This window comes from Zobellia laminariae, assembly GCF_030553095.1.
Lineage (GTDB): Bacteria > Bacteroidota > Bacteroidia > Flavobacteriales > Flavobacteriaceae > Zobellia > Zobellia laminariae.
Window position 1 is genome coordinate 4,785,060 of the sequence record NZ_CP130738.1, and the last position, 22,292, is coordinate 4,807,351.

Below are 22,292 nucleotides of genomic sequence, written 5' to 3' on the forward strand. Positions count from 1 at the left end.
TAATTAAATTTTAAAGACATGAAATTTCGCATTAATCCTTTGGCGTCAGATATTATAATAACTGCGTACATCATAGGTACGCTATATCTGAGATTTAAATTCGAAAGCCAAACAGAAACAAGCCCCGTACTGTCTATAGTTATGGGTATTTGCTTTGTGGTAATTATTTGGGTACTTATTAAACTCAAGATATTTAACCCCAACTGGTTCGGTTTATTTGATGCCAAAAAAGCCAAGTAATAAGTTACTTAGCTTTTAAAAAGGATAGTTTAGTTGACTCGTAATGCTTTTGGCTGTCTCAAGCCAAAGAGCTAGAAGGTTAGAAACCAACCATTTTTTTTCTTGAAATACAATTACGCCCATAGTTCCGGTACGTGGTTAGTGAGCACAATCTAAAAATTATGTTTACAACATCATCAGCTATAAAACCATGGAAGTAAGAAGCCGTTCAAGAAATTTGATTTGTAATTTCTAACCTACATTGTTGGTTGCCAAGCTCTCTTTGGAAAACAATGTACCTAAATAGGTATTCTGGAAAGGCAGAATATGGTTGGCAAACACAAACTAACACCTAGTCTTAGATTTTTTTACACGATGACATTTAGATAAAAAAAGAAGTCAGGTTTGATGACAAAAGAGATATGAAAGTAGTACTACCGCTAACTAAGAAACATCAATACAACACGTCATAAATTATAGATTACGTGCCCCCACAGACAATACAACATTCACTTATCAAGTCCGGTATACCGGTATTCATAAACAAAAAACAATTTAGTAATGAGTAATTATCATATAAAACATTTAGAAGAATATTACCAAGTTTATAGAAAGTCCGTTCGTAACCCTGAAGCTTTTTGGGAAGAAATAGCAGAGGAGCATTTTCTATGGCGAAAAAAATGGGATAACGTTTTAAGTTGGGATTTTAAAAAGCCTGAAATAAAATGGTTTGAAGGCGCTAAATTGAATATTACTGAAAATTGTATTGATAGGCATTTGGCTACACGGGGAGATAAAACAGCAATTTTATTTGAACCAAATGACCCAAAAGAAGCCACACAACACATTACATATAAAGATTTATACCACAGGGTAAATAAGCTTGCTAATGTGCTAAAATCAAAAGGAGTCAAAAAAGGAGACCGCGTTTGTATCTACTTACCAATGATTCCGGAACTGGCTATTTCACTACTAGCCTGTGCTCGTATTGGAGCCATACATTCTGTGGTTTTTGCGGGCTTTTCATCTATTGCATTAGCTACCAGAATTAAAGATTCTGATTGTAAAATGGTAATTACATCAGATGGCTCATACAGAGGTAAGAAAACAATTGATTTAAAAGGGATTGTTGATGAAGCTTTAGACGACTGCGAAGGTGTAAAAAGTGTTTTAGTTGTAAAGCGTATCAAGACAGATATACCTATGAAAGAAGGGCGTGATGAATGGCTCCAACCTTTATTAGATGAAGCTCCTGACGAACTTACGGCAACTGTTATGGATGCGGAAGACCCTTTATTTATACTGTATACATCTGGCTCTACCGGAAGACCAAAAGGAATGGTACATACTACCGGTGGTTATATGGTGTATAGCGCGTATACTTTCAAAAACGTTTTCCAGTACAAAGAAAACGATGTGTATTGGTGTACGGCAGATATTGGTTGGATTACAGGACATAGCTATATTGTCTATGGCCCATTAGCTAATGGAGCAACCACCGTTATGTTTGAAGGAGTTCCAAGCTACCCGGATTACGGCCGTTTTTGGGAGATTGTAGAAAAACATAAAGTCACACAATTTTATACCGCACCAACTGCCATTAGAGCTCTTGCCAAAGAAGGTGTGGAATATGTAGAGAAGCATGATTTATCATCATTAAAGGTCTTAGGAACCGTAGGAGAGCCCATAAATGAAGAAGCCTTGGCACTGGTATGATGACAATATTGGCAAGAAAAAATCACCTATTGTAGATACTTGGTGGCAAACCGAAACAGGGGGCATCATGATTACCCCTATTCCTTATTGTACACCAACTAAACCAACATATGCCACATTACCATTTATTGGTATTCAACCAGCATTAATGGATGAAAAAGGTATAGAAATTAAAGGAAAGCAAGCAGATGGACGCTTGTGTATAAAATTCCCTGGCCAAGTATAGCCAGAACTATTTGGGGGAATCATCAGCGCTACAAGGACACTTATTTTTCTGCTTATGAAGATATGTATTTTACAGGTGATGGAGCTTTAAGAGACGAAGTAGGATACTACAGAATTACAGGTCGTGTAGACGATGTAATCATTGTGTCCGGTCACAACTTAGGTACGGCTCCAATTGAAGATGCCATTAATGAGCATCCAGCAGTTTCAGAAAGTGCTATCGTTGGTTTCCCACATGATGTAAAAGGAAATGCATTATATGGTTATGTAATCTTAAAAGAAACTGGTGAAAGCAGAAACCATGATAACTTAAGAAAAGAAATCAATCAGATTATTACAGAGCAAATTGGGCCTATTGCTAAACTAGATAAGATTCAGTTTACCAACGGACTGCCAAAGACGCGTTCTGGAAAAATTATGCGTCGTATTCTTAGGAAAATAGCTGGTAAGGACACAAGTAATATGGGCGATACAAGTACGCTTCTAAACCCAGAATGTGTTCAAGATATAATGGATAACGCCCTCTAATAAAGTTTGAATTAGAAATATCAGTTAAATGATATTTTAAGACGCGCTAAGTTTCAATTTACATTGAAACTTAGTGCGTTTTGCTTTTCATAATATTTTGAATCTACGGAAATATTAGTCGTAGGAAATATCCTAAAAACCTGACTAAAATCATATTTTAAAAGTTACGGATGCTGCATTTTTGTGGACTATAGTTTAAAACTCGTGAGCAAATTTGTTCACTAAGATTAAATCACCACAAAAAATATTTTATGACGCACGCACATTCCTTTCACATTCCGGTTATGGGCATCGGCTTTACAATTGACTCTCCTTTAAAGGTCTCACAGTTTGGTATTGACTCGGTAATCTCGCTGGTAGATGATATTCTTTTAGAGAAGCTTCGTAAGATGTACTCTGGCAAATATGACCTCCCTTATCAGGAAATCACAGATAATATAGATGATTTTAGGGCAAAACGGATCACTTCTTATCTTAATATGATTCAAGACCTTGCTCAAGAAAAATTTGAAAATTTCAAAAATACCACTACCGAAACTGCTGACGGCATCAGGTCTTATTTCAACTCCCTACCTGATTCATCAACCTTTAAAAAGGAATTTTTTCAACTTGCGGAACACTCTTTCAATTTTCTGGAAATAAAAGACTGGGTTAAAGAGCGAATGCCCATGGGGAGTATTGATGTTAATATTATGACGAAGGTTGATAAGGACAACTACGTTAAAAAAGAAAAGCTTTCATCTGAATATAATGATGCCCATGCCGCTCTTAGAGGGTATGCAAATAGTAAACTGAATTCTTCCGTAATTCTCTCGGCAGGAATAAACCCACGTTTGTACAGCTATTTAGAACAGTTTGATGATTTTTATCCGGATACCAACGGGAACATCAAAAAGAAGATTGTACTTAAGGTAAGTGATTACCGGTCAGCTATGATACAAGGGAAATTTCTAGCTAAAAAAGGAATTTGGGTTTCTGAGTACCGTATAGAATCCGGACTTAATTGCGGTGGTCATGCATTTGCTACAGACGGCCATTTAATGGGTCCAATATTACATCAGTTCAAAGAAAATAAACAAGAATTGATAGATACGGTTCATGAGCTTTTGTTTAATTCTCTTCAGCTTAAAGAACGTGCAATTCCTAACAAACCATTGTCTTTAAAAATTACTGCTCAAGGAGGTGTTGGTACCGCCGCAGAACACCAATTTCTAATAGATGAATACCATGTAGACTCTGTGGGTTGGGGTTCTGCTTTTCTTTTAGTTCCAGAAGCGACCACGGTAGACAAAGACACTTTAGATAGATTGGTTAAGGCTAAGGAAGAAGACCTGTATTTGAGTAATATTTCGCCATTAGGCATTCCTTTTCACAGTTTAAAAGGGAACACCAAAGATGTGGAAAAAGCAGCCCGAATTTCTGACGGTAAACCAGGTAGTCCGTGTCCAAAAAAATTCGTTGCGCTAAACAAAGATTTTAATGAAAAAGGACTTTGCACAGCATCCAGACAATACCAAAACAAGAAATTAAAAGAACTAAAAAGTCAAAATTTATCACAAACTGAATACGACTATCATTTTCATAAGATTACCGAGAAATCCTGTACCTGCGTAGGCTTAGGCACCTCTGCACTACTTGTCTATAATCTAGATACGAAAATTGAAGGCGAAGGCGTATCCGTTTGCCCAGGCCCTAATATGGCCTACTTTTCAAAAGTTTCTACGCTAAATGAAATGATGGGTCATATCTATGGCAAGACGAATGTAATGTCACATCCTAATCGCCCTAATATGTTCGTCAAAGAGCTTCACATTTATTTAGAATATTATAAAGAACAGATTTCGGAATTTAAAATGATGCCTACCGCTAAACGCAGAAAGCAACTACTATCTTTTAGCAATAATTTAATGGAGGGTATTGGGTATTATGAAAATCTATTTGGGGCAAAAAAAGATAAGGCACTCCCCCATTATAACCTTGCGCTAGAACAGTTAAAGGAGTCCCGAACTTTCTTATCGTTATTAACGGAAGAAGTTGAAATGCCCGAAGAGAATTTAGCGTCCTAAATATAGTTATGCAGTGAATTAGATTTTTAGGTGTCATAATGAAAAAGCCCTACCAGAAATGGTGGGGCTTTTTGTTGTTGCTATAATTATATTTGAACGATAAAATAAGTGGCTCTTAATTTTAATTAACTGGAAAAAGGTTTTTGTATATTAGGCATTGATAAAAACTTTATTTTATTTCAATTTCTTTTACCATTGATTTGATTGGAATTGCTGTGATTTCCCCTTCTGTTTTAAAAAAAAGATATTCACTGGTTTTTCCTATAAGTATTCCTCTTTTTGTATCCCCATCATTAAATTTCACTCCAATCATTTCACTGTTGGTTTCGATTTGTTTTTTAGCTGAATTCCCATATCCATTTGAAGCAACGAAAAGATAACTTAAAAGCATAACAGTATAAAAAGTGTATCTAACAGGATTAAACCATTCTTTCTTATCCATTCCCATGTTAATCTTTGAGTAAGATTCAGGATGCTTTTTTAGCCAATAAATATCAAATTTTATTATAAGCAATCCCATTAATATAGAGCCAAAAGAAAATAACAGAACTTTGAAATCAGAAAAAGGGGTGATTAAAAAATCAAAAACGTCTGCATAATCAAAAATATTAATTCCAAATCGATTATACTTTTGAAACGAAAATAACATTCCAATTGCAACTGATATAATATAGCTTATTGTAATTAAACTTTGTAATTCTTCAATTCTTACTTCGTAAAAATTCTTTATTATTCCTTCGTCTGTTTGTTTCATAATAATGCTAATGCTTGAGTCAATGGTATTGCGAACAAAAAAATTGGTTTCTATTTACACAATAAGCTAAAGCTTATTGTTTTGTTCTTTTATACATTTTTTACCTGCTAGATTTTCCGTCAATTTGTTTAAATTCTGTACTAATATTTTCAATTCAATTTCTGTATTGTTATCCAATATTTTACCGTCTTTCCCTACTTTTCCTTTTACTCCTTGAATTAAAAGAGTTGTTTCGTCTGTAAATTTTGTTTGAATAGTTTCCATAATCAATTTTAGCTCTATGTGTCCTTTTTCTCCGCTTGCCGAAGTAGTTATAAGTCCAATTGGTTTGTCAGAGAAAACAGTTGTCGATACACACCATTCAATCATATTTTTTAAACCACTAGGAATACTGAAAACATATTCCGGTGTGCAAATTATAATTCCGTCTGCATTTTCAATTTTATTCCTAAAGTCAAGAATTTGTTTAGGTATATTTTTGTCAGTCAGTTCAGTTTTAAAATATGGTAATTCAGTCAAATCATCTATAATCTCCAAATTGAAATCGGATTTATTTGATTCTGCTATCCACTTGAGAATTAACAGATTTGCAGAATTCCGACTCGCACTTGCACAAATTCCAATTATCTTTTTCTTTTTTATCATTCAATTCCTATTTGAATGTTTTTTTTGGCTTGCAGGTAACGTACGGATATATATAATTGCACATATTTCGATTTCACAGGTAATTTACTCAAATCTCAGATACTGCCAATATTTGTAAGAAAATAATGAGGTTATTTACATATAAAACCCCCTCCAAAAACATTTGAGAAAGATATCATTCAACAGTAATTTTAGGCATCCTATTTCTTCATTTAGAATGATTCAATAATTGATTTTTTTATTTTCTTCGAGGGCATTTTTTAAAAATTTAAGTGTATTCCTTAATTTTTTTTAAACTTTTTTAGTCCTAGATTTTCTCTTTAAAAAAATTCCCTTTTATCATATATCAGTACTATTCTACACTACAAGATGATTTAAGAGCTATAGAAGAAAAGCTACTTATTCATAAACAAACTTGTTAAAATTAAAGAATACAACAACCACATCCTCAGTTTATTCGTACATCTTTAAACCCCGAAATTTATATCTTATGAACAAAGTGAAAATGTACCTATTGTTTTTTGGCATTGGTTTAAGCGTTATGAGCTGTACTAGTGACAATTTAAATTTAATTCCAGATAACGATTCTGAAGAACAGGAATCCGAGACTCCCGAAGAAGAGAACACTGAGGAAGAAGAAGTAACCCCCGATGAAAATGTAGTTACTGTAGATATTGCTACAGAACTTACAGCAAATGATCTAGAGCCTCATCCAATGCAAGATGTTGCAAAACCCGAGTATTTAAAAACTATTGTAGATCCTTCATTCGGAACAATTATCCGAAGGATTTCTAATGGTGGAGATGGTACGGTTACAAAACCAATGTATAGTACCGTTCAAGCATGGAACGCCGATGAAACCCGAATGATTCTGTACGACCAGACAAATGGTGTACATCAATTATTAGACGGTAAGACTTATGCTTTTATTAGAAACCTTGATGATATCCTACCAGATGACATAGAACAATTATACTGGGATTTCAATCAAGCGGACATTCTTTATTACCTAGACAAAAGAACGGATGACTATATTAAATACACCGTATCATCTGGCAATAAAGAAATTTTAGTTAATCTAAGAGAGATAACCAACTGTACAGGTGGTCTAAGTATGGGCAACGATGTTCAGATGCCATCTTGGGATAATGATGTAATAGGATTTCGTTGTGAAAACAATACTGCCTACGCTTATCGTTTTTCAACTCAAAAGTTAACTACTTTTAATATTGATGACGTAAACTATACCGCTGCTATGCCTGCACCAAGTGGTGATCTTTTTTATCACAATGTATCTTCGTACGACACCAACGGTGACCTTGTAACAAGACTTAACAAACAGAAACCAGAACATTCTTCTTTAGGTAAAATGGCGAATGGAACTGATGCCGATTTTACAGTAACATTTAACGGTGGTCCTAAAGGTGGATGTTTAGGAAATATTGTTGCTTATGACTTGAACACAGGTGACTGTTTGCCTGTAATCTCTGAAGATTTAGGATATGATTACCCAAAGAGCGGTACACATATTTCTGCCGTAGCTCATAAAAATCCGGGATGGATTGCAGCTTCCATGATAGGTTTTGAACAAGACGGCGTAAAACTTCTAGATCAAGAATTGGTTATAGCAAGAGTTGAACCAAGGCAACGTAGAAGTATACAGAATTGGACACCACAGAGCTGATGAAGATCAGTTTGATTATTGGGGTGAGCCTCATGCCGTTATTAGCCCTACAGGAACCCGTGTTCTTTTTGGTTCTGACTGGAGTGGTAGTGAAGATGGTAAATCTGTTGAATCTTATGTAGTTGAGTTACCTTCTTACCAACCATAATTGATTTAATAATAAGGTTATATAAAGTAAACCTTATGTTCTCTAAACTTTAAAAGCAAGCCCTTGCAAAAGGGCTTGCTTTCGTTTTCATAGGTACTTATTAATAGTAAAGTTATAGCTGTTTATTTCAATTACGTGTAGGCTTGGGTGCCTCTAGTATTTCATTATAATGCTTCAACTCTTCTTTCAACTCTTCTAATTTCTCAGGTTGGCTGTCTGCTAAATTGTTCTCTTCCGAAATATCTTCTTTCAAATTATATAATTCATATAGGTCATTATCATAAAAACAAATGAGTTTCCAATCTCCTTTCCTAACCGCTTGACCCGGTGTCCATCCACTACCGTGATAATGGGGGTAATCCCAAAACAAACTTTCATGAACATTATTCTCTTTTCCATCTAATAATGAGGAAAGACTAACACCATCTTGATGCAAATTAGACTGGAGCGGTAAATCCAACTCATCTAAAATGGTAGGGAACATATCCATACTAATGACAGGAGCATCAATTCTATTTCCCTGCTTTTGACCTTGGTTTCTTAATTAAAAGAGGTATTCTAATACCCCCTTCATAAGCCCAGCCCTTGCCTGCTCTTAGTGGTCTTACACTAGTTGGTGCCGTACGATGGGCCATAAGCGTAGTTAGCCCTCCATTATCAGAAGTGAAAATCACCAAGGTATTATCCGTCAAATTCAAAGCTTCTATTTTTTCCAGAAGCCTTCCTACATTCTCATCAAGCGCATATAACATAGATGCATAGGCTTCGTTGTATTGATTCACAACCGTTTGAGCTGCTCCTTCTTTTTTAAACAATGCCACACTATCTTTTAAGATTTGCTTTTTTGCTTATGGAATTTAGCAATATGTTTTTTAGATGCCTGAATTGGAGTGTGAACAGTATAGTAAGACAAATACAACAAAAAAGGATTGTCTTTATTATCCTCTAAAAATGCCATTGATTCATTGGTTAGCCTGTCCGTTAAATATTCGCCTTCCGGACCATCTGAAAGTTTCGGGTTTTTATAGGGCGAATAATAACCTCCTGGTGGTTGACCCATATGATGACCTCCTTTATTTATATCAAATCCTTGATCTTCCGGAAAAAAACCTGTATCACCTAAATGCCATTTACCGGCAAAAAACGTTTTATAATCTGCTTCCTTTAATACCTCTGCAAAAGTGACTTCCTCCAAAGGCAATTCATACAAGTCTTCTGGAGTTTTAAGTATCGCATCTTTACTTTCATAACCGGGAATCCAGTCAGTTATCCCTACCCTAGTTGGGTATTTACCAGTCATTATGGCCGCCCTAGTGGGTGAGCAAACGGGATTGGGGCTATAAGCATTGGTAAATAAGTTACTTTGAGCGGCTAACCAATCTATATTGGGGGTCTCATAAAACGAACTGCCATAGCAAGCCAAATCTTTCCATCCCAAATCATCTACCAAAATAAAAACTACATTCTTATATGTAGTTTTATCCATAACGTCCGGCACTTGACCCAAAGTTTTTTTCTCTTTACAGCCTATAAAAAATGTGCAAAGCGCTACTAAGGATATTACGTTGTTTTTCATTCTCTCCACTTGTTTTCTATTTAAAAAATAGGGGTTACCCTCAGTATAACCCCCATTATTTTTATTCGTATTAATAATATGGATTCTGCTCTAGATTAGGATTGTTATCTATTTGCGGTTGTGGAAGTGGATAAACCACCTGATGAGGCTGTGCGGACTTGCCTCTCTCCAAGGCGCGCTCAATAAATTTATTGTGTCTAATAAGGTCTTCCCTTCGTAGACCTTCAGAATACAGCTCTCTTCCTCTTTCGGCCAAAATAAAATTCCTAAGCTCTTCTTTGGAACTAAAATCCGTGAGGACAACCTCATCAACACTAGCTCGATTGCGAATCTCATTAATCAAATCTATGCTTTCTTGAGTAGGTCCGCTTACTTCATTCAAAGCTTCGGCACGAGCTAAAATGATATCAGCCAAACGTATAATAGGAGAATCATTACCGCTAAACCTTCCTGCCGCATTGGGGTCCGGAACAAATTTAAGACTCCGTACATCATCCAAAACGTTACCATCAGCATCTCTTGATAAAAGAGTTATAACTCCTGTAGTTGTTGGTGTATATTCCGAAATCATAAGTTGTCTTCTAATATCTACTTCTTCAAAAGTTTCATAAAACAAAGTATAGGTTCTGAACTGTGCACCAAAGTTTTCCCAATTAGATTGAATAGGATAGTTTGGAGGAAAAGCATGAGGGATATAAACATTTGCTTGATTAGTTCCTACCGCAGCCTCAAACCTAAAAAGATATTCGTTATTATCTTCACCATCAACTGCAAAAAGTTTGGTATAATCATCATATAAAACATACCCACCGTTGCTTATTACTTCTTGGGCCGTTTCGGAAGCCTTCTCCCATTCCTTGTTATTCAAATGAAATTTGGCAAGCAGCCCTAGTGCATTTCCTTTATTAGCTCTACTTGATAATCCTCCATAACTCAAGTTTTCAGAGGCATACAACAAATCCCCCTCTACATAACTTCTGTATTCTTCTTCAGTGGCCCTGGGTGTTTCTTTTCCTACGGCTTCTATTTCATCTAAAGTAGCCCCATCAGGTACGGTAACAATAGGTGTAGGACCAAAATAGCTATGAAGATTATAATAAAAAAATGCTCGTAAAAATCTCGCCTCCGCCTCAATTTTTTTCAAAGTGGCTTCTTCCAAATTATCTAAACCATCTATAACACTCAAAACATTATTTGCTGCGGCTATGGCATTATAAAACCTGTTGTACCCGTTATTGAAATAGTCTGTAGAAGCATCCCAAGTAAACTCAATAAGTGGCAAAACTCTTCTATTGAGACCTCCCCCTGTTTCCCAAGTCTCATCAGTATTGAGTTGTTGCACATTAAAATGGTCTATAGCTTGAAAATTAGAATATATGGCAGCACTATAAGCCCCTGTTAATAAAGCATCTACACCCGCCTCATCCTGTAGAAAAACCGAAGGATCATACTCCGTATAGACTTCTTCTTCTAGAAAATCTTCGCAACCGAACAAAAGTGCGATTACAACTATGCTAATTATATATTTTTTCATCAGTATAAGTTTAAAATTTAATATCTAAGCCCAATCTAATTGTACGTGCCAAAGGGTAACTGTTATAGCTACTTCTTTCTACATCTGTACCTTCTGCACTGGCATCAGGATCATATCCTTCAAAATCAGTGATAGTAAATAGATTATCTACTGCGGCATAAAGACCTAATGAAGAGATTCTGTAGGTATCTTTTAAGGGTATATTGTATCCCAACGTCACATTCTTGAGCCTGATAAACGAAGCATCAGCAATTGTAAGTGAATTAATGGCTCTGGCTCCCCCATATTGACTAGGGTTTTCTCCTGATGGTAATGTATTGGACCGGTTTTCCGGTGTCCATCGGTCGTGGTAGTATTTAGAAATTGAATTTCTCGCTGAATTGGTAGGATATAAAGATTCTGTTACATTAGCATCTAACGATTCTATACCTTGAACGCCTTGTAAAAAGATTTCAAGACTCAGGTTTTTGTATTTGAAGTTATTGTTGAAGCCAAAAGTAAAATCTGGAAAAGGGTCTCCTAATACCACCCGGTCATCCGCATCTATATCTCCATCACCATCTTGATCAATAAATCTGGGTTGGCCCGGTAAATAGTCAGGTGTCGCAGAATTCGCAATATCATCTCCTACTTGAAAAATACCATCAATTTCATATCCGTAGAAAGACTGAAGCGGAGCTCCTTCTCTTACAACTGTATATTGGGAAATAAAGGTTCCAATATTTCCTCCTATAATTTCTTCGGTAAAGTCTGGTAATATGGTTACCTCATTCTTTAAAAAAGACATGGTAATCCCAGACGTCCATTGAAAATCGTCTTTATTGATATTAATCGTGTTCAAATTAAAATCAACTCCGCTATTTTCTACCTCACCAAGATTGGTTCTCACATTGGTAAACCCAACTACAGACGGCAGTGGTTTATTAAAAAGTTGATCTGACGTTTTACGCTTAAAAAAATCTACTGAACCAGATATACGATTGTTGAGAAAACCATAATCTAGACCTACATTAATTTCGGTGGTAGTTTCCCATTTTAAGTCAGGATTAGGTAATCTTGCGGCTACAACTCCTTGGGACACTGCTCCTCCAAAGACAGAATTACTTCCGTTATTAGATCGTGAAATAAGGGTTTGTCGCGTTTCAAAATTATTTATTCCTTGATTACCTAATTCACCATAACCAACCCGTAATTTTAAATTACTAACCGTATTGCTTTCACTTAGAAAAGGTTCTTGGCTTATCCTCCACCCTACAGATGCAGATGGGAATAATGCATATTTGTTATCCGGTGAAAATCTAGAAGAACCATCTACCCTAAAAGACGCGGTAAGCAAATACTTTCCTTTATAGTCGTATGTAGCTCTACCAATGAAACCATTTAGTTGATTCTTGAACTTACCACTCGTTACATCATCGTTTAAATCTCCATTACCACTTTGTAAAAGGTTGGTACCCGTTACATCAGAAAGAAAACCTTCTGAATTAGCACTAACTGTTCGGTTTAAAAATTCTTCTAACGTTATCCCTCCAAATATGGAAAAGTTGTGGTTTTCATTAAAGGTGTTGCTATATTTTAATAGAGCTTCAACCAACCAATGTGTTTGTTCAATTGATGTTATAGTTCCAATGCCTCCTTGAGCCAATCCACTACTAGTAACCCTGCTGCGATACGCATCAGCCCTAGAGGTATTTGATTCTCCGCCCAAGCGTAAGCTAGCTGTTACATTCTTTACTACTTCATAATCCGTATTAATAGACGCATAGAACCGATTAAGAACCCGTTGGTTGTCAATACCATTTATTAACGCCAAAGGATTATCTAATGCAATTGAAGCGTTTCTGAAGTAACGTCCGTCGCCATCAAGACCTGAAGATAATGTTGGATCAAATTGAATGGCAGAGTTAATAGGCCCTGCATTTTCATTTGCCGCATTCGAAAACAAAATTTCATTGTTGGTCTGTCTTGTGAAATTAGCATTAGCAGAAATCAACAAGTTCTCGATAGGTCTTGACTGGACATTTAATCTAATGTTATATTTCTGACTAGAGGAAGTTTTAACGATTCCGTCCTGATCAAAATAATTAAGTCCTAAATAATAATTGCCCTTCTCATTTCCGCCGGACAGGGAAATCTGATGATTTTGAACGGTTGCATTTTGAAAAATCTGATCTTGCCAGTCCGTTCCTAATCCAAAATCAGCTATTTGTTCCGGAGAATATGTATCTGCACTTCTCAAGTTAACCAAGTCGGCATAATCTCCAGATCCTAAAACATCTAGAGACTTTGCTACACTTTGAAAGCCTGTATAAGTACTATAGGATAGACTAGTTTTACCTGCCTTACCTTTTTTTGTTGTTATTAAAACTACCCCATTTGCAGCACGAGTACCATAAATGGCTGCTGATGAAGCATCTTTTAAAACATCTATAGATTCTATATCACCAGGACTTAATGAGGAAGGGTCTACACCCGGAAGACCATCAACTACGAACAATACCGAATTATCACTGTTTATAGAACCAGCACCACGTATCTGAACTTTTAAACCTGCTCCTGGAGCAGAACTTACTTGACTAACATTAACACCTGATGCCGCACCATTTAAAAGTTGCACCGCATCATAATTTGCCCCTTGGGTAAAATCTTCTGATTTGACTGTAGCAATAGCTCCCGTTAAATCGGTTTTTCGTTGTGTGCCATAACCTACAACCACTACTTCTTCCAACTTAGCCGCATCTGGTTGCAGTTGCACAGTAATTGGTGCGGTACCTTCTACTGCTATATCTTTTGTTGTATACCCAATATATGAGATGGAAAGAATTGTATTCTCGTCCGAAACTTCAATTGAGAAGTTTCCGTCAAAATCTGCCGTAACACCATTTGACGTACCTTTTTCTACAATATTAGCCCCGGGTAATGGTATGCCATCAGAATCGGTTACAATTCCTGATATTGTTTGTTGATAAGGAGCAATTAAGAGTGATTCATTTGTACTACGGCTTTTTCGCTCCTTCTTTCTCAATAGTATCTTACGGTCATCCAATTCATAGCTCGTATCTACATTTTTAAACAATAGGTCCAAGACCTTATCAATTGGAGCTTTATCTACCTTAATTGTCACTTTTCTACTCAAGTCCACTGCTCTTGTATTGAACAGAAACTTAAATTCAGTAAGAGTTTCAATATCTTCAAGAACTTCTCTTACCGTAGAATTTTCCCTTTCTATAGATATTTCAGTCTTTTGTGCATACGAAGAATTGGCTTGCATCAAAAAACTTATGGTTAAGAAAAAAGAAGCGATAACTTCATTTTTAGGTCATAATTTAAGTGCCAAGAGAGAACACCCTCCGACTTTGGTGGTTTTTTCATAATTTTGAGTGTTTATTTGTGATTACGCGTTATGTGTGATCATTTTCTTAAATCGGGAAATGTTACAGCATTTTCCGATTTTTTAATTCTTACCTTTTCTATTGTAAAAGTTAAAAAATGATCATGGTTGGTTATACTAGTTTCGTTTCATAGTTCCGGATAGTTTAGTTGATAATTATTTTATTCTCTACAATTTGATACTCTATCTTATATACTTTATTGAAGTAATTCAAAACCTGTTCTATGGTTTCGTAATCCGTTTCTATAGTAGCATTAAATGTTTCCTCTGCTAAATGTGTGTTGTTGTTTATTATAATCACATTATAATGACGCTCAAGTTTTCGGGTAATGTTTTCAAAGGTTTCATTAGAGAAAATAAAGTTTCCCTTCATCCAAGATGTATAAAGCGAGGTATTCACTTTTTGGTTGACGATATTTTTATCACTTTTACTAAAAGCTCCTTTATATCCTGGGTCAAGGAAAAATTCCTCCTTCTTTGTTTCACTTGCATCCGGTTCGGACATACTAACGGAACCTTCAACTAAAACTACCTCCGCATTATCATCTTCAGGATAGTTGGTTACGTTAAATTTTGTGCCATATACCTTTATATCAATTTCTTGTGTGTTTACAATAAAGGGTCGGTTCTTATCTGGAGTAACATCAAAATAAGCTTCTCCGGTTAGCACAACTTTCTGGAGTCACTTGCGTGAAAAGCCATTGGGTAAGTAATAGAACTTCCTGAATTTAAATGGACTTTAGAACCATCTGAAAGTACTATGAAAAACCTCTTGCCATTAGGAATACTTAATGTGTTATATTTTAATTCTGAATTAGACTTTTGATCTTGATAAACTAGCTGTTGCCCTTTTTGAGCTCCTATAACTTGGCCCTTTTCGTTCAAAATTTGTGAAGTTCCATCTACAGCAATTATCTCCAAATCTCCGTTTGCATGCTTTAAAGTAATGACGTCTTCCCTAGGCACTATTGTATTAACTTCAGTATTACTAAAAAGACCTTTGTTCATCAAAAGTCCAAGTCCTAAAAATACGATGGCGATAGCTGCATATTTCAAAACCGACAAGTACTTAATCTTATGATCAACTTTCTTGTAATTTCTGATTTCCCGTAGAAGTTCTCCTCTTACTTTATCTAAATTTGGGTCGTTCATAGCTAGGTTAATCGCAAAATGCGTTTTAATGTATTCTTTAAAAATGAGTTGGTTTTCTTTTGCTTGGAGCCACTTATTTAAATAGCCCAAATCATTTATATCCGCTGCCTGCGAAAAATATTTTACAATACAATTTTCAATATCTGGAGATATCATTTATCTTCTTCTCTTTATTATATTACAAGTGAAATTACCAAAACCCTTATTTTTTTGAATTATTTTTTTCATAATCTCATAAATTTTAATGTTTATTTGTCAAATAATTACATTTAATGAACCTTGATGACAATCAAAAACTAATAGAACATCTTATTTCTGGGGAAGAAAAGGCCTATATGTTTCTATTGGAAAAATATCATAGACCCCTTAATGCCTATGCACTTACTTTAACTCATGAAAAGGCAATTGCTCAAGACATCGTGCAGAATGTTTTTCTCAAAACATGGAAGTCTAGAAAAAAGTTGAATCCTGAATACTCTATAAAAAGTTTTTTATATAAATGTGTTTACAATGAATTTCTGAATCATTACCAGAAGAATAAAGCAGTAATACTATTACATCAAAAATATATAGATTACGCCCACGATATCGTAGAGGAAACGGATGATAAAATGTTGAAACGGATGATTGAAATTGTAAACAAAGAAATTCAAAAACTACCTCCAAAATGTCAAAAGGTGTTTATTCTTAGTAAAAGAGAAGGACTTACCAACAATGAAATTGCGGACTATCTTAACATTTCAATAAAAACAGTAGAGGCGCAAATAACAAAAGCTTTTCGCATTTTAAAGAAACGATTGGGCGAGAAGTATGAGACTATTTTAATAGTAATATTTGGAATCAACCGAAAAAAATCAACATAGAGAAAACGAAACCCCTTCATCAAATTTTCAATAGTTTTGTGCTTCAAAGAAAATGATATGAAGGTTCAAGAACTGGTTGGTGAGTATACTATTATGGGAAGCAACCAAGATGCCGAAAAGCATTCTTACAAAGGAAAACTGATTTTGTCTTTGGATTTAAAAAGCAGAATAAATGCCATATGGACTATTGGCACTAATCAACAGCAGACAGGTACTGGATTTTTTAAAAACAATATTCTAGTTATAAACTTTAGATACAATGGAGAAGACCATAATATTTATAAAGGTGTTGCTGTTTATCAATGTATCAGCAAAGATATTTTAGACGGATTTTGGTCTGAAAAGCATGGAAATCCGCTTTTCTTAGGTGAAGAGCGTTGTTTTAGAATTAAAACGAACGCTGAACTATTAGATTAAGACTACATAGCAAACATAATATGGCAAGCTATAAACCCTATCACCGCCAAAATAATACCCACTAGGAATACATGAAAAGAAGTTCTAAGTAGCTTAAACTTTCTATCTATAGTCTTACCCAAATGAAAAGTATCTCTTGCGATGGTCTTATAAAGCTCGTCTCCCTTATACATTAAACTCGTAAGCTCTTCTGTATACTCTTCCTCGTTCATAGTATTAAAATTACCATAGAACAAAAGATTATTAGTCCCTTTATCTCCATGAGTAAGTTCTGGTCTGGTAGCAAAAACGGCATATGCTATAGAAATTAGATTGGTTCCTAACATTATAATTGCCGGAAATATAAGATGTGGGTCTTTATCTAACTGACTTAAAACCGTTCCTAAGATTATAGAAAGAATAAGTGCGTTGATAGAAATAAGAATGTTCGATTTTCTATCGATCATCGTATTCAAAGTATACTGATTTTTAGAGACCAAACGAAACAAGGTTTCCGCACCACGTTCTGAACGAGGTTCAATTTTTGAAAGTTTCTTCTTTAATTCTTTAAGCTTCTCCTTATCAATACCCAATTCTTTTCTTAATTGCTTATCGATTTCTTTGGATTCTTCTTTATCGTTTACCATATAATGTTTATAACGCTATCAGTTGACTTTCTATAAAGTTGGGCATTTTTATATTAAAATGCTCGTAAACCGACTTTGGAATTCCTAAATCAGCCATATATACTTCTACTTCGCTTGGCAATTTTTCTAAAAGAAGTTTAGGAGCTGCCAAGGTCATTACTTGGTTCGCCTTAAACCCTAACAATTCTCCATCTTTAGAAATACCAACGGGAATGTCCAAGGATATTCTAAATGCCGATGATGCATTGGCTAATGCAATACTCTTAACAAATGCATCAGACAGCGGTAATCTTTGAGAGAACCCTAAATAGGCATCTACCCAAATATCAGTTGTTTCCGGGATGCCTTCCTTTGCCCCAAATAGCAATGCTCTTTCTAATTGTACTTTTGGCAGGTCTTTGGTAATTGGTACAACCAAATCTAAATTCACATTAAATCCCCAAGCAGCAAGTCTACGAGCAGCTACTAGTCCGCCGCCGCCATTGTTTCCATTACCAACGCCAATAGTAATTACAGAGGTCTCAGTTGCTTTTTTTGCGATTAATCTTGCTAATTGAAGCCCTGCATTTTCCATCATCAATTCAATGGACAGGTTGTATTTTTGAACCGCCCAATAATCCATTTCTTTAAAGGCTTCTAAGGAAAGACTGGTTACCTGCATATTTACTTTTTATAGGTATTAATAGCTTCCGTGAAAAACTGTACCACTTGTTCTTCGTTAATTTTTGTAGCTGGTAAAACTGCTCCTTTAAATCCGTCGTTTTTCCATTCACCTAATGAAAGTGAATCAAACTTAGAAGTATCTAAACCACTATGACCTTTGTATCCGCTGATATAAAAATAATGTTCAGTGACCATCGTATCGGGTACTGCCAAACCAAAGCCAATAGATAAATCATCATAAATTACAACATAAGCACCCGAATCAAAATGATGAGGCCAAATACGAATGTCTGATACCAAATCATTTACGGCAAGTGTTTTTTCTAAACTAGATTGCGTTAAAGTTCTTAAATCGGCAAGTTCCTTTAATTTAGACCCATCTAGTACAAAGGTGAAAGAATCATCAATTGAATATGGCAGGTCGTAATGAAAATCATAGGTATATGTCTTACCCAAAAATGAATCTGCAGAATTCGTTAACCATTCCAATACTTGTTGATGGGTTTTTCCATCCAACGCAAAAGAAGCATTGTTTTTAGTAGAATTCCACTCTAAAGAAAAGGTATTATAATTTAAGGCAAGTACATCTCCATCTGTTGATAATGGGTGTGTTTCTAAACGTTGCTTATCAATTGACCATCCAAGATTAGTATGACTATCATCTGCCTTCTTCTCTACAAAACTTATTCCTGCTGCAGCTAAATATTGTGCTGCTAAGTGCATCATTTTTTCCATTTATATTTGTTTTTAGGGGTTAACACCACCATAATTAATTCCTGTTAAACGATGCATATCATGATTGAAAGTAGATAAGTCATCAAAATTGAATTTTGAGATATTATCATGACCACAGGCTCTCGCAATAACCTTGATAAGGTTGTTTGTGGCATCAAAATAGTTATGTAATTGTTTCGCCGAAGAATCAATTATCAACCTACTTCGCAATGATTCTTTTTGAGTTGCAATACCCACCGGACAGTTGTTACTACCACATGCACGCATACCCAAACAACCAATTGCCTGTAAAGCAGAATTGGATACAGCAATAGCATCTGCTCCTAACATAAGTGCTTTTCCAAAATCTTCTGCAATACGTAAACCTCCTGTAATTACCAAGGTTACATCTGTAGCTCCAACTTTATCTAAATATTTTCTTGCTCTTGCTAAAGCAGGAATTGTAGGTACATTAATATTATCTCTTAATATGGTCGGTGCAGAACCTGTTCCCCCGCCTCTACCATCCAAAATGATATAATCTACACCTACATCTAATGCAAACTGAATGTCTTTTTCTATATGACTGGCTGCAATTTTAAACCCAATTGGAATACCACCCGTACGTTCTCTTACTTTTTCTGCAAAAGACCTAAAATCATCTACACCATGAAAATCTGGAAAAGTTGCTGGTGAAATTGCTGTTTCACCTTCTTTTAAACCTCTTACCTCAGCAATTTCCTTACTTACTTTAGCACCTTAGCAAATGCCCCCCTGTACCCGTTTTAGCACCTTGTCCGCCTTTAAAATGAAAAGCTTGAACTTTGTCTAGCTTATCCCAAGTAAATCCGAATTTTGCCGAAGCCAGTTCATAAAAATACTTGCTGTTATTTTCTTGCTCATGAGGTAACATTCCGCCTTCTCCTGAGCAAATACCTGTACCTGCTAATTGCGCTCCTTTAGATAAAGCAATTTTAGCTTCTCTAGACAATGCGCCAAAACTCATATCACTAACAAAAAGCGGAATATCTAAATGTAAAGGCTTCTTGGCTTTTGGTCCAATAACCACCTTTGTTACTACATTATCTTCATCTAACAAAGGTCTGCTTGCCAATTGAGCCGGCAAAAACTGAATATCGCTCCATTTTGGCAACGTATTTCTATCTACTCCCATAGAAGCTGAAGCTCCGTGGTGACCTAAATTTTTAAGTCCGTTTGTGGCTAATTCCTTTATATACCCTGTATATGGTTCTGTTTCTTCAGGGTGGGTATCTGCGTAAGCACCTAAATAAGCATCTCTATTAAATGGCTGCGGACTGTCTACTAAATAAGCATCTATCTCTTCTTCATCTACAAAAAGACTATCCCCTTCTATTTTAGTAGTAAACTTTTGTAATACCTCTGCATTATTGTATTCTGAAACTCCGGTATCTACTCTATAATCCCAACCGTGAACACCACAAATAAGGTTATGGCCATCTACATGACCATCTGACATTAAAGCTCCTCTATGCAGACATCTACCGTACAATACAGAAATATCATCATCAAATTTTACAATAACTAAATCCAAACCATTGACTAATGCGTGTTCTGGTTTTTTATTTTCTAAGGATGATACTTGGGCAATTGCAATTGGTTTTTTCATAAGATGTATTTTTAAATATTAAAAAGAAAAGCCGAGTACGAATACAATTCGCCCGCCGTCTGCACTACTAAAATAACCTAAATTAGTTGTAAATGCCTCTGCCCCAATGAGCCAAAGCGAACCTCCTACGGAATTGTGCCATGTATTGGAGATATCATTTTCGGTCCAAACTCTACCGTAATCAAAACTACCTGTAACCCCAAACCTAAATGGAACAAGGCTTGTTCGTACTCCGCCTAATGGAAACCTAAGATCTGTATTCTGATAAAAAGATTGTTTTCCTGTAAAGCGTTCATTTCTAAAGCCTCTTAGACTTTTATTGCCTCCTATGGTTGCAGCGTGATAAAACTCAAAGTCATCACCTATAAGAGCCTCTCCTCCCAACTCTGTTGCCAAAACAATGCTTCCGCTTTTTGTTAACTTATGGTTTACTGCTAACTTGGGCTGTAAATAGGCGAAACTATTATCGGACTCCGTATTATCAATATTGGTTTTATAACCTATTGTTAATCCTGCATCTAGTCCTAAGGTAGGGAAAGCACTACTATTTTTATTTTTAAAATTATAAGCGGCCTCTATTCCTCCGTAGGTTTGTCTATTAAAAATAGAACTGTTCACAGGGAGTTCCGCTACAAACCTATCTTCCATATTTTCTACATCAAAAGATTCTATCAAGGGTTTAAAATAGAAAGAACCACCACTAACACCTTCCCACTTTAATGCCAACGCAGCTTTAAACTTTCGGATTCTAACTCGGTTAAAATCTAAGTCTACCGCATCATTATCATATTCCGTATCATTACCAAAACCAAAAAAGTTTTCAGAAAAATTGGGACTTGTATACAACCCTTCTATTCCAAAATTCCAGTTATGAAATATGTTCGAAAACTCGCCACTGTAAGACAAATCAAAACCTGATGTACTGGTATAAAAAGCAGCGTTAATACTATGTTTATACGTGAACGGATTACGTTGCAAACTATATGAAGTGTGGTTGCTCACTACGCCAATTTTGAGTCCGTCATCTGGGTTAACGGCTAGTATGGGAAGTAACTGATTAAAATTATACTTCACCTTCTTATGGTCGTAATTATTCAACTCATAATCATTTACCAACCATTTTTTGGAGCGCTTATTTACTATGGTATTCTCTTTGTCCTTATAATCGTATAGTTTTACTCTTCTGGTGTTTCTAAAATCATAGGTATCATTCTTCTTCCCTCCAACAATCTTAATTTTTATTGGATGGTCTCCTTCCCCTTCAACCACAAAATTATCCTTACCATCTAAACCGAAAATCCATATTTCCTTGGTGATATCCTTGGAAAAAGTATGATCTAAAATTCCCAAATCCTTACGGTCTATTTTTAAAGACGTTTTCCCATTGGGCAATCTGGTTATGGTAAAGTCATCAGCTTTTTGGGTACCGGTTACCACCTGAAATTTGTTTAGATATAAATAATATGCTTTAGCAATTTCCATAAGGTTATCGCGTCTGCCTTGTAGCTTTACTTTAATATCTTCTATTACGGCGCCTTTTACTTCCTCGGGAATAGCCTCAAAAGCATTTTCTATATCCGCATTGGTAAGCTCGTTTTGAATATGGCCAGCTTGCTTTTCCCATTCTTCCCAACCTGATGCATGTATCAATGTCAAATCTAAATGATAAGGCGATGATGCAAACCACTTTACACTTCTCAACTCATCATCATAAGTTTGCATT

At 35.6% G+C, this 22,292-nt stretch carries 21 protein-coding genes and 1 pseudogene; 7 read left to right on the forward strand and 15 right to left on the reverse strand.

Going from position 1 to position 22,292, the window contains the following annotated elements; all coding sequences use genetic code 11:
- Positions 1 to 18: 18 nt before the first annotated feature.
- The 3 genes and pseudogenes from Q5W13_RS23095 to Q5W13_RS23105 all read left to right on the forward strand — a co-directional run bounded on the left by Q5W13_RS23095 (position 19) and on the right by Q5W13_RS23105 (position 4,754).
- A complete protein-coding gene (locus Q5W13_RS23095; RefSeq protein ID WP_155596789.1) occupies positions 19 to 240 on the forward strand; it encodes a hypothetical protein in 222 nt (73 codons plus the stop codon).
- A 540-nt stretch (positions 241 to 780) separates the two neighbouring features.
- Positions 781 to 2,688: pseudogene (gene acs / locus Q5W13_RS23100) on the forward strand (acetate--CoA ligase).
- Between the two features lie 251 nt (positions 2,689 to 2,939).
- Complete coding sequence (locus tag Q5W13_RS23105; protein ID WP_304444702.1) at positions 2,940 to 4,754, forward strand: hypothetical protein; 1,815 nt, start codon at positions 2,940 to 2,942, stop codon at positions 4,752 to 4,754.
- A 169-nt stretch (positions 4,755 to 4,923) separates the two neighbouring features.
- Here the strand turns inward: Q5W13_RS23105 and Q5W13_RS23110 are convergent, their stop codons facing one another.
- Positions 4,924 to 5,508: a hypothetical protein gene (locus Q5W13_RS23110; protein WP_304444703.1), complete on the reverse strand. Its 585-nt coding sequence runs from the start codon at positions 5,506 to 5,508 to the stop codon at positions 4,924 to 4,926.
- A gap of 66 nt (positions 5,509 to 5,574) precedes the next feature.
- Positions 5,575 to 6,153, reverse strand: a complete 579-nt coding sequence (locus tag Q5W13_RS23115; protein ID WP_304444704.1) for an NADPH-dependent FMN reductase — start codon at positions 6,151 to 6,153, stop codon at positions 5,575 to 5,577.
- 490 nt (positions 6,154 to 6,643) lie between these two features.
- On the opposite strand from Q5W13_RS23115, the gene Q5W13_RS23120 reads away from it, so the two are divergent.
- Together Q5W13_RS23120 and Q5W13_RS23125 are read left to right on the forward strand one after the other, a co-directional pair.
- Positions 6,644 to 7,837, forward strand: coding sequence for a hypothetical protein (locus Q5W13_RS23120; protein WP_304444705.1), 1,194 nt, complete (start codon positions 6,644 to 6,646; stop codon positions 7,835 to 7,837).
- Positions 7,788 to 7,985 (forward strand): hypothetical protein, encoded by a 198-nt coding sequence (locus tag Q5W13_RS23125; protein ID WP_304444706.1) that lies wholly within the window; start codon positions 7,788 to 7,790, stop codon positions 7,983 to 7,985. The genes Q5W13_RS23120 and Q5W13_RS23125 overlap by 50 nt, the downstream gene beginning before the upstream one ends.
- A 127-nt stretch (positions 7,986 to 8,112) precedes the next feature.
- Here Q5W13_RS23125 and Q5W13_RS23130 read toward each other — a convergent pair whose 3' ends face one another.
- From Q5W13_RS23130 to Q5W13_RS23160, 7 genes are all read right to left on the reverse strand, one after another.
- Positions 8,113 to 8,469: a sulfatase/phosphatase domain-containing protein gene (locus Q5W13_RS23130; RefSeq protein WP_304444707.1), complete on the reverse strand. Its 357-nt coding sequence runs from the start codon at positions 8,467 to 8,469 to the stop codon at positions 8,113 to 8,115.
- A 28-nt stretch (positions 8,470 to 8,497) separates the two neighbouring features.
- A complete protein-coding gene (locus Q5W13_RS23135; protein WP_304444708.1) occupies positions 8,498 to 8,806 on the reverse strand; it encodes a sulfatase-like hydrolase/transferase in 309 nt (102 codons plus the stop codon).
- 8 nt (positions 8,807 to 8,814) lie between these two features.
- Positions 8,815 to 9,561 (reverse strand): sulfatase-like hydrolase/transferase, encoded by a 747-nt coding sequence (locus Q5W13_RS23140; protein WP_304444709.1) that lies wholly within the window; start codon positions 9,559 to 9,561, stop codon positions 8,815 to 8,817.
- Positions 9,562 to 9,631: 70 nt separating this feature from the next.
- Positions 9,632 to 11,095 carry a RagB/SusD family nutrient uptake outer membrane protein gene (locus tag Q5W13_RS23145; protein WP_304444710.1) on the reverse strand — a complete coding sequence of 488 codons (1,464 nt, stop codon included), beginning with the start codon at positions 11,093 to 11,095 and terminating at the stop codon, positions 9,632 to 9,634.
- 10 nt (positions 11,096 to 11,105) lie between these two features.
- The gene (locus Q5W13_RS23150; protein WP_304446565.1) at positions 11,106 to 14,366 is read right to left on the reverse strand and encodes a TonB-dependent receptor; all 3,261 of its coding nucleotides are present in this window, start codon (positions 14,364 to 14,366) and stop codon (positions 11,106 to 11,108) included.
- 265 nt (positions 14,367 to 14,631) lie between these two features.
- Complete coding sequence (locus Q5W13_RS23155) at positions 14,632 to 15,156, reverse strand: FecR family protein (RefSeq protein WP_304444711.1); 525 nt, start codon at positions 15,154 to 15,156, stop codon at positions 14,632 to 14,634.
- Positions 15,150 to 15,794 (reverse strand): hypothetical protein, encoded by a 645-nt coding sequence (locus Q5W13_RS23160; RefSeq protein WP_304444712.1) that lies wholly within the window; start codon positions 15,792 to 15,794, stop codon positions 15,150 to 15,152. Before Q5W13_RS23160 ends, Q5W13_RS23155 begins: the two co-directional genes overlap by 7 nt.
- Before the next feature lie 116 nt (positions 15,795 to 15,910).
- On the opposite strand from Q5W13_RS23160, the gene Q5W13_RS23165 reads away from it, so the two are divergent.
- The gene (locus tag Q5W13_RS23165) at positions 15,911 to 16,501 is read left to right on the forward strand and encodes an RNA polymerase sigma factor (RefSeq protein WP_304444713.1); all 591 of its coding nucleotides are present in this window, start codon (positions 15,911 to 15,913) and stop codon (positions 16,499 to 16,501) included.
- Positions 16,502 to 16,558: 57 nt separating this feature from the next.
- Positions 16,559 to 16,918: a hypothetical protein gene (locus Q5W13_RS23170; protein ID WP_304444714.1), complete on the forward strand. Its 360-nt coding sequence runs from the start codon at positions 16,559 to 16,561 to the stop codon at positions 16,916 to 16,918.
- A 2-nt stretch (positions 16,919 to 16,920) separates the two neighbouring features.
- Here Q5W13_RS23170 and Q5W13_RS23175 read toward each other — a convergent pair whose 3' ends face one another.
- Genes Q5W13_RS23175 through Q5W13_RS23200 form a run of 6 tightly spaced genes read right to left on the reverse strand, consistent with a single transcriptional unit; the run spans position 16,921 to position 22,291 of the window.
- Positions 16,921 to 17,544 carry a Pycsar system effector family protein gene (locus tag Q5W13_RS23175; RefSeq protein ID WP_155596800.1) on the reverse strand — a complete coding sequence of 208 codons (624 nt, stop codon included), beginning with the start codon at positions 17,542 to 17,544 and terminating at the stop codon, positions 16,921 to 16,923.
- A 7-nt stretch (positions 17,545 to 17,551) separates the two neighbouring features.
- Positions 17,552 to 18,205 carry an NAD(P)H-hydrate epimerase gene (locus Q5W13_RS23180; protein WP_304444715.1) on the reverse strand — a complete coding sequence of 218 codons (654 nt, stop codon included), beginning with the start codon at positions 18,203 to 18,205 and terminating at the stop codon, positions 17,552 to 17,554.
- A gap of 2 nt (positions 18,206 to 18,207) precedes the next feature.
- Positions 18,208 to 18,942 (reverse strand): hypothetical protein, encoded by a 735-nt coding sequence (locus Q5W13_RS23185; protein ID WP_304444716.1) that lies wholly within the window; start codon positions 18,940 to 18,942, stop codon positions 18,208 to 18,210.
- 12 nt (positions 18,943 to 18,954) lie between these two features.
- Complete coding sequence (locus Q5W13_RS23190) at positions 18,955 to 19,659, reverse strand: FMN-binding glutamate synthase family protein (protein WP_368662585.1); 705 nt, start codon at positions 19,657 to 19,659, stop codon at positions 18,955 to 18,957.
- A gap of 13 nt (positions 19,660 to 19,672) precedes the next feature.
- Positions 19,673 to 20,569, reverse strand: a complete 897-nt coding sequence (locus tag Q5W13_RS23195) for a glutamate synthase-related protein (protein ID WP_304444717.1) — start codon at positions 20,567 to 20,569, stop codon at positions 19,673 to 19,675.
- A gap of 18 nt (positions 20,570 to 20,587) precedes the next feature.
- Positions 20,588 to 22,291 carry a ShlB/FhaC/HecB family hemolysin secretion/activation protein gene (locus tag Q5W13_RS23200; protein ID WP_304444718.1) on the reverse strand — a complete coding sequence of 568 codons (1,704 nt, stop codon included), beginning with the start codon at positions 22,289 to 22,291 and terminating at the stop codon, positions 20,588 to 20,590.
- Position 22,292: the final 1 nt, after the last annotated feature.

Coding starts and splice junctions, on each gene's coding strand:
- Q5W13_RS23095 (WP_155596789.1), top strand. CDS start 19: ATGAAATTTCGCATTAATCCTTTGGCGTCAGATATTATAATAACTGCG.
- Q5W13_RS23105 (WP_304444702.1), top strand. CDS start 2,940: ATGACGCACGCACATTCCTTTCACATTCCGGTTATGGGCATCGGCTTT.
- Q5W13_RS23110 (WP_304444703.1), bottom strand. CDS start 5,508: ATGAAACAAACAGACGAAGGAATAATAAAGAATTTTTACGAAGTAAGA.
- Q5W13_RS23115 (WP_304444704.1), bottom strand. CDS start 6,153: ATGATAAAAAAGAAAAAGATAATTGGAATTTGTGCAAGTGCGAGTCGG.
- Q5W13_RS23120 (WP_304444705.1), top strand. CDS start 6,644: ATGAACAAAGTGAAAATGTACCTATTGTTTTTTGGCATTGGTTTAAGC.
- Q5W13_RS23130 (WP_304444707.1), bottom strand. CDS start 8,469: ATGTTCCCTACCATTTTAGATGAGTTGGATTTACCGCTCCAGTCTAAT.
- Q5W13_RS23140 (WP_304444709.1), bottom strand. CDS start 9,561: ATGAAAAACAACGTAATATCCTTAGTAGCGCTTTGCACATTTTTTATA.
- Q5W13_RS23145 (WP_304444710.1), bottom strand. CDS start 11,095: ATGAAAAAATATATAATTAGCATAGTTGTAATCGCACTTTTGTTCGGT.
- Q5W13_RS23150 (WP_304446565.1), bottom strand. CDS start 14,366: ATGCAAGCCAATTCTTCGTATGCACAAAAGACTGAAATATCTATAGAA.
- Q5W13_RS23160 (WP_304444712.1), bottom strand. CDS start 15,794: ATGATATCTCCAGATATTGAAAATTGTATTGTAAAATATTTTTCGCAG.
- Q5W13_RS23165 (WP_304444713.1), top strand. CDS start 15,911: ATGAACCTTGATGACAATCAAAAACTAATAGAACATCTTATTTCTGGG.
- Q5W13_RS23170 (WP_304444714.1), top strand. CDS start 16,559: ATGAAGGTTCAAGAACTGGTTGGTGAGTATACTATTATGGGAAGCAAC.
- Q5W13_RS23175 (WP_155596800.1), bottom strand. CDS start 17,544: ATGGTAAACGATAAAGAAGAATCCAAAGAAATCGATAAGCAATTAAGA.
- Q5W13_RS23180 (WP_304444715.1), bottom strand. CDS start 18,205: ATGCAGGTAACCAGTCTTTCCTTAGAAGCCTTTAAAGAAATGGATTAT.
- Q5W13_RS23185 (WP_304444716.1), bottom strand. CDS start 18,942: ATGGAAAAAATGATGCACTTAGCAGCACAATATTTAGCTGCAGCAGGA.
- Q5W13_RS23195 (WP_304444717.1), bottom strand. CDS start 20,569: ATGAAAAAACCAATTGCAATTGCCCAAGTATCATCCTTAGAAAATAAA.
- Q5W13_RS23200 (WP_304444718.1), bottom strand. CDS start 22,291: ATGCAAACTTATGATGATGAGTTGAGAAGTGTAAAGTGGTTTGCATCA.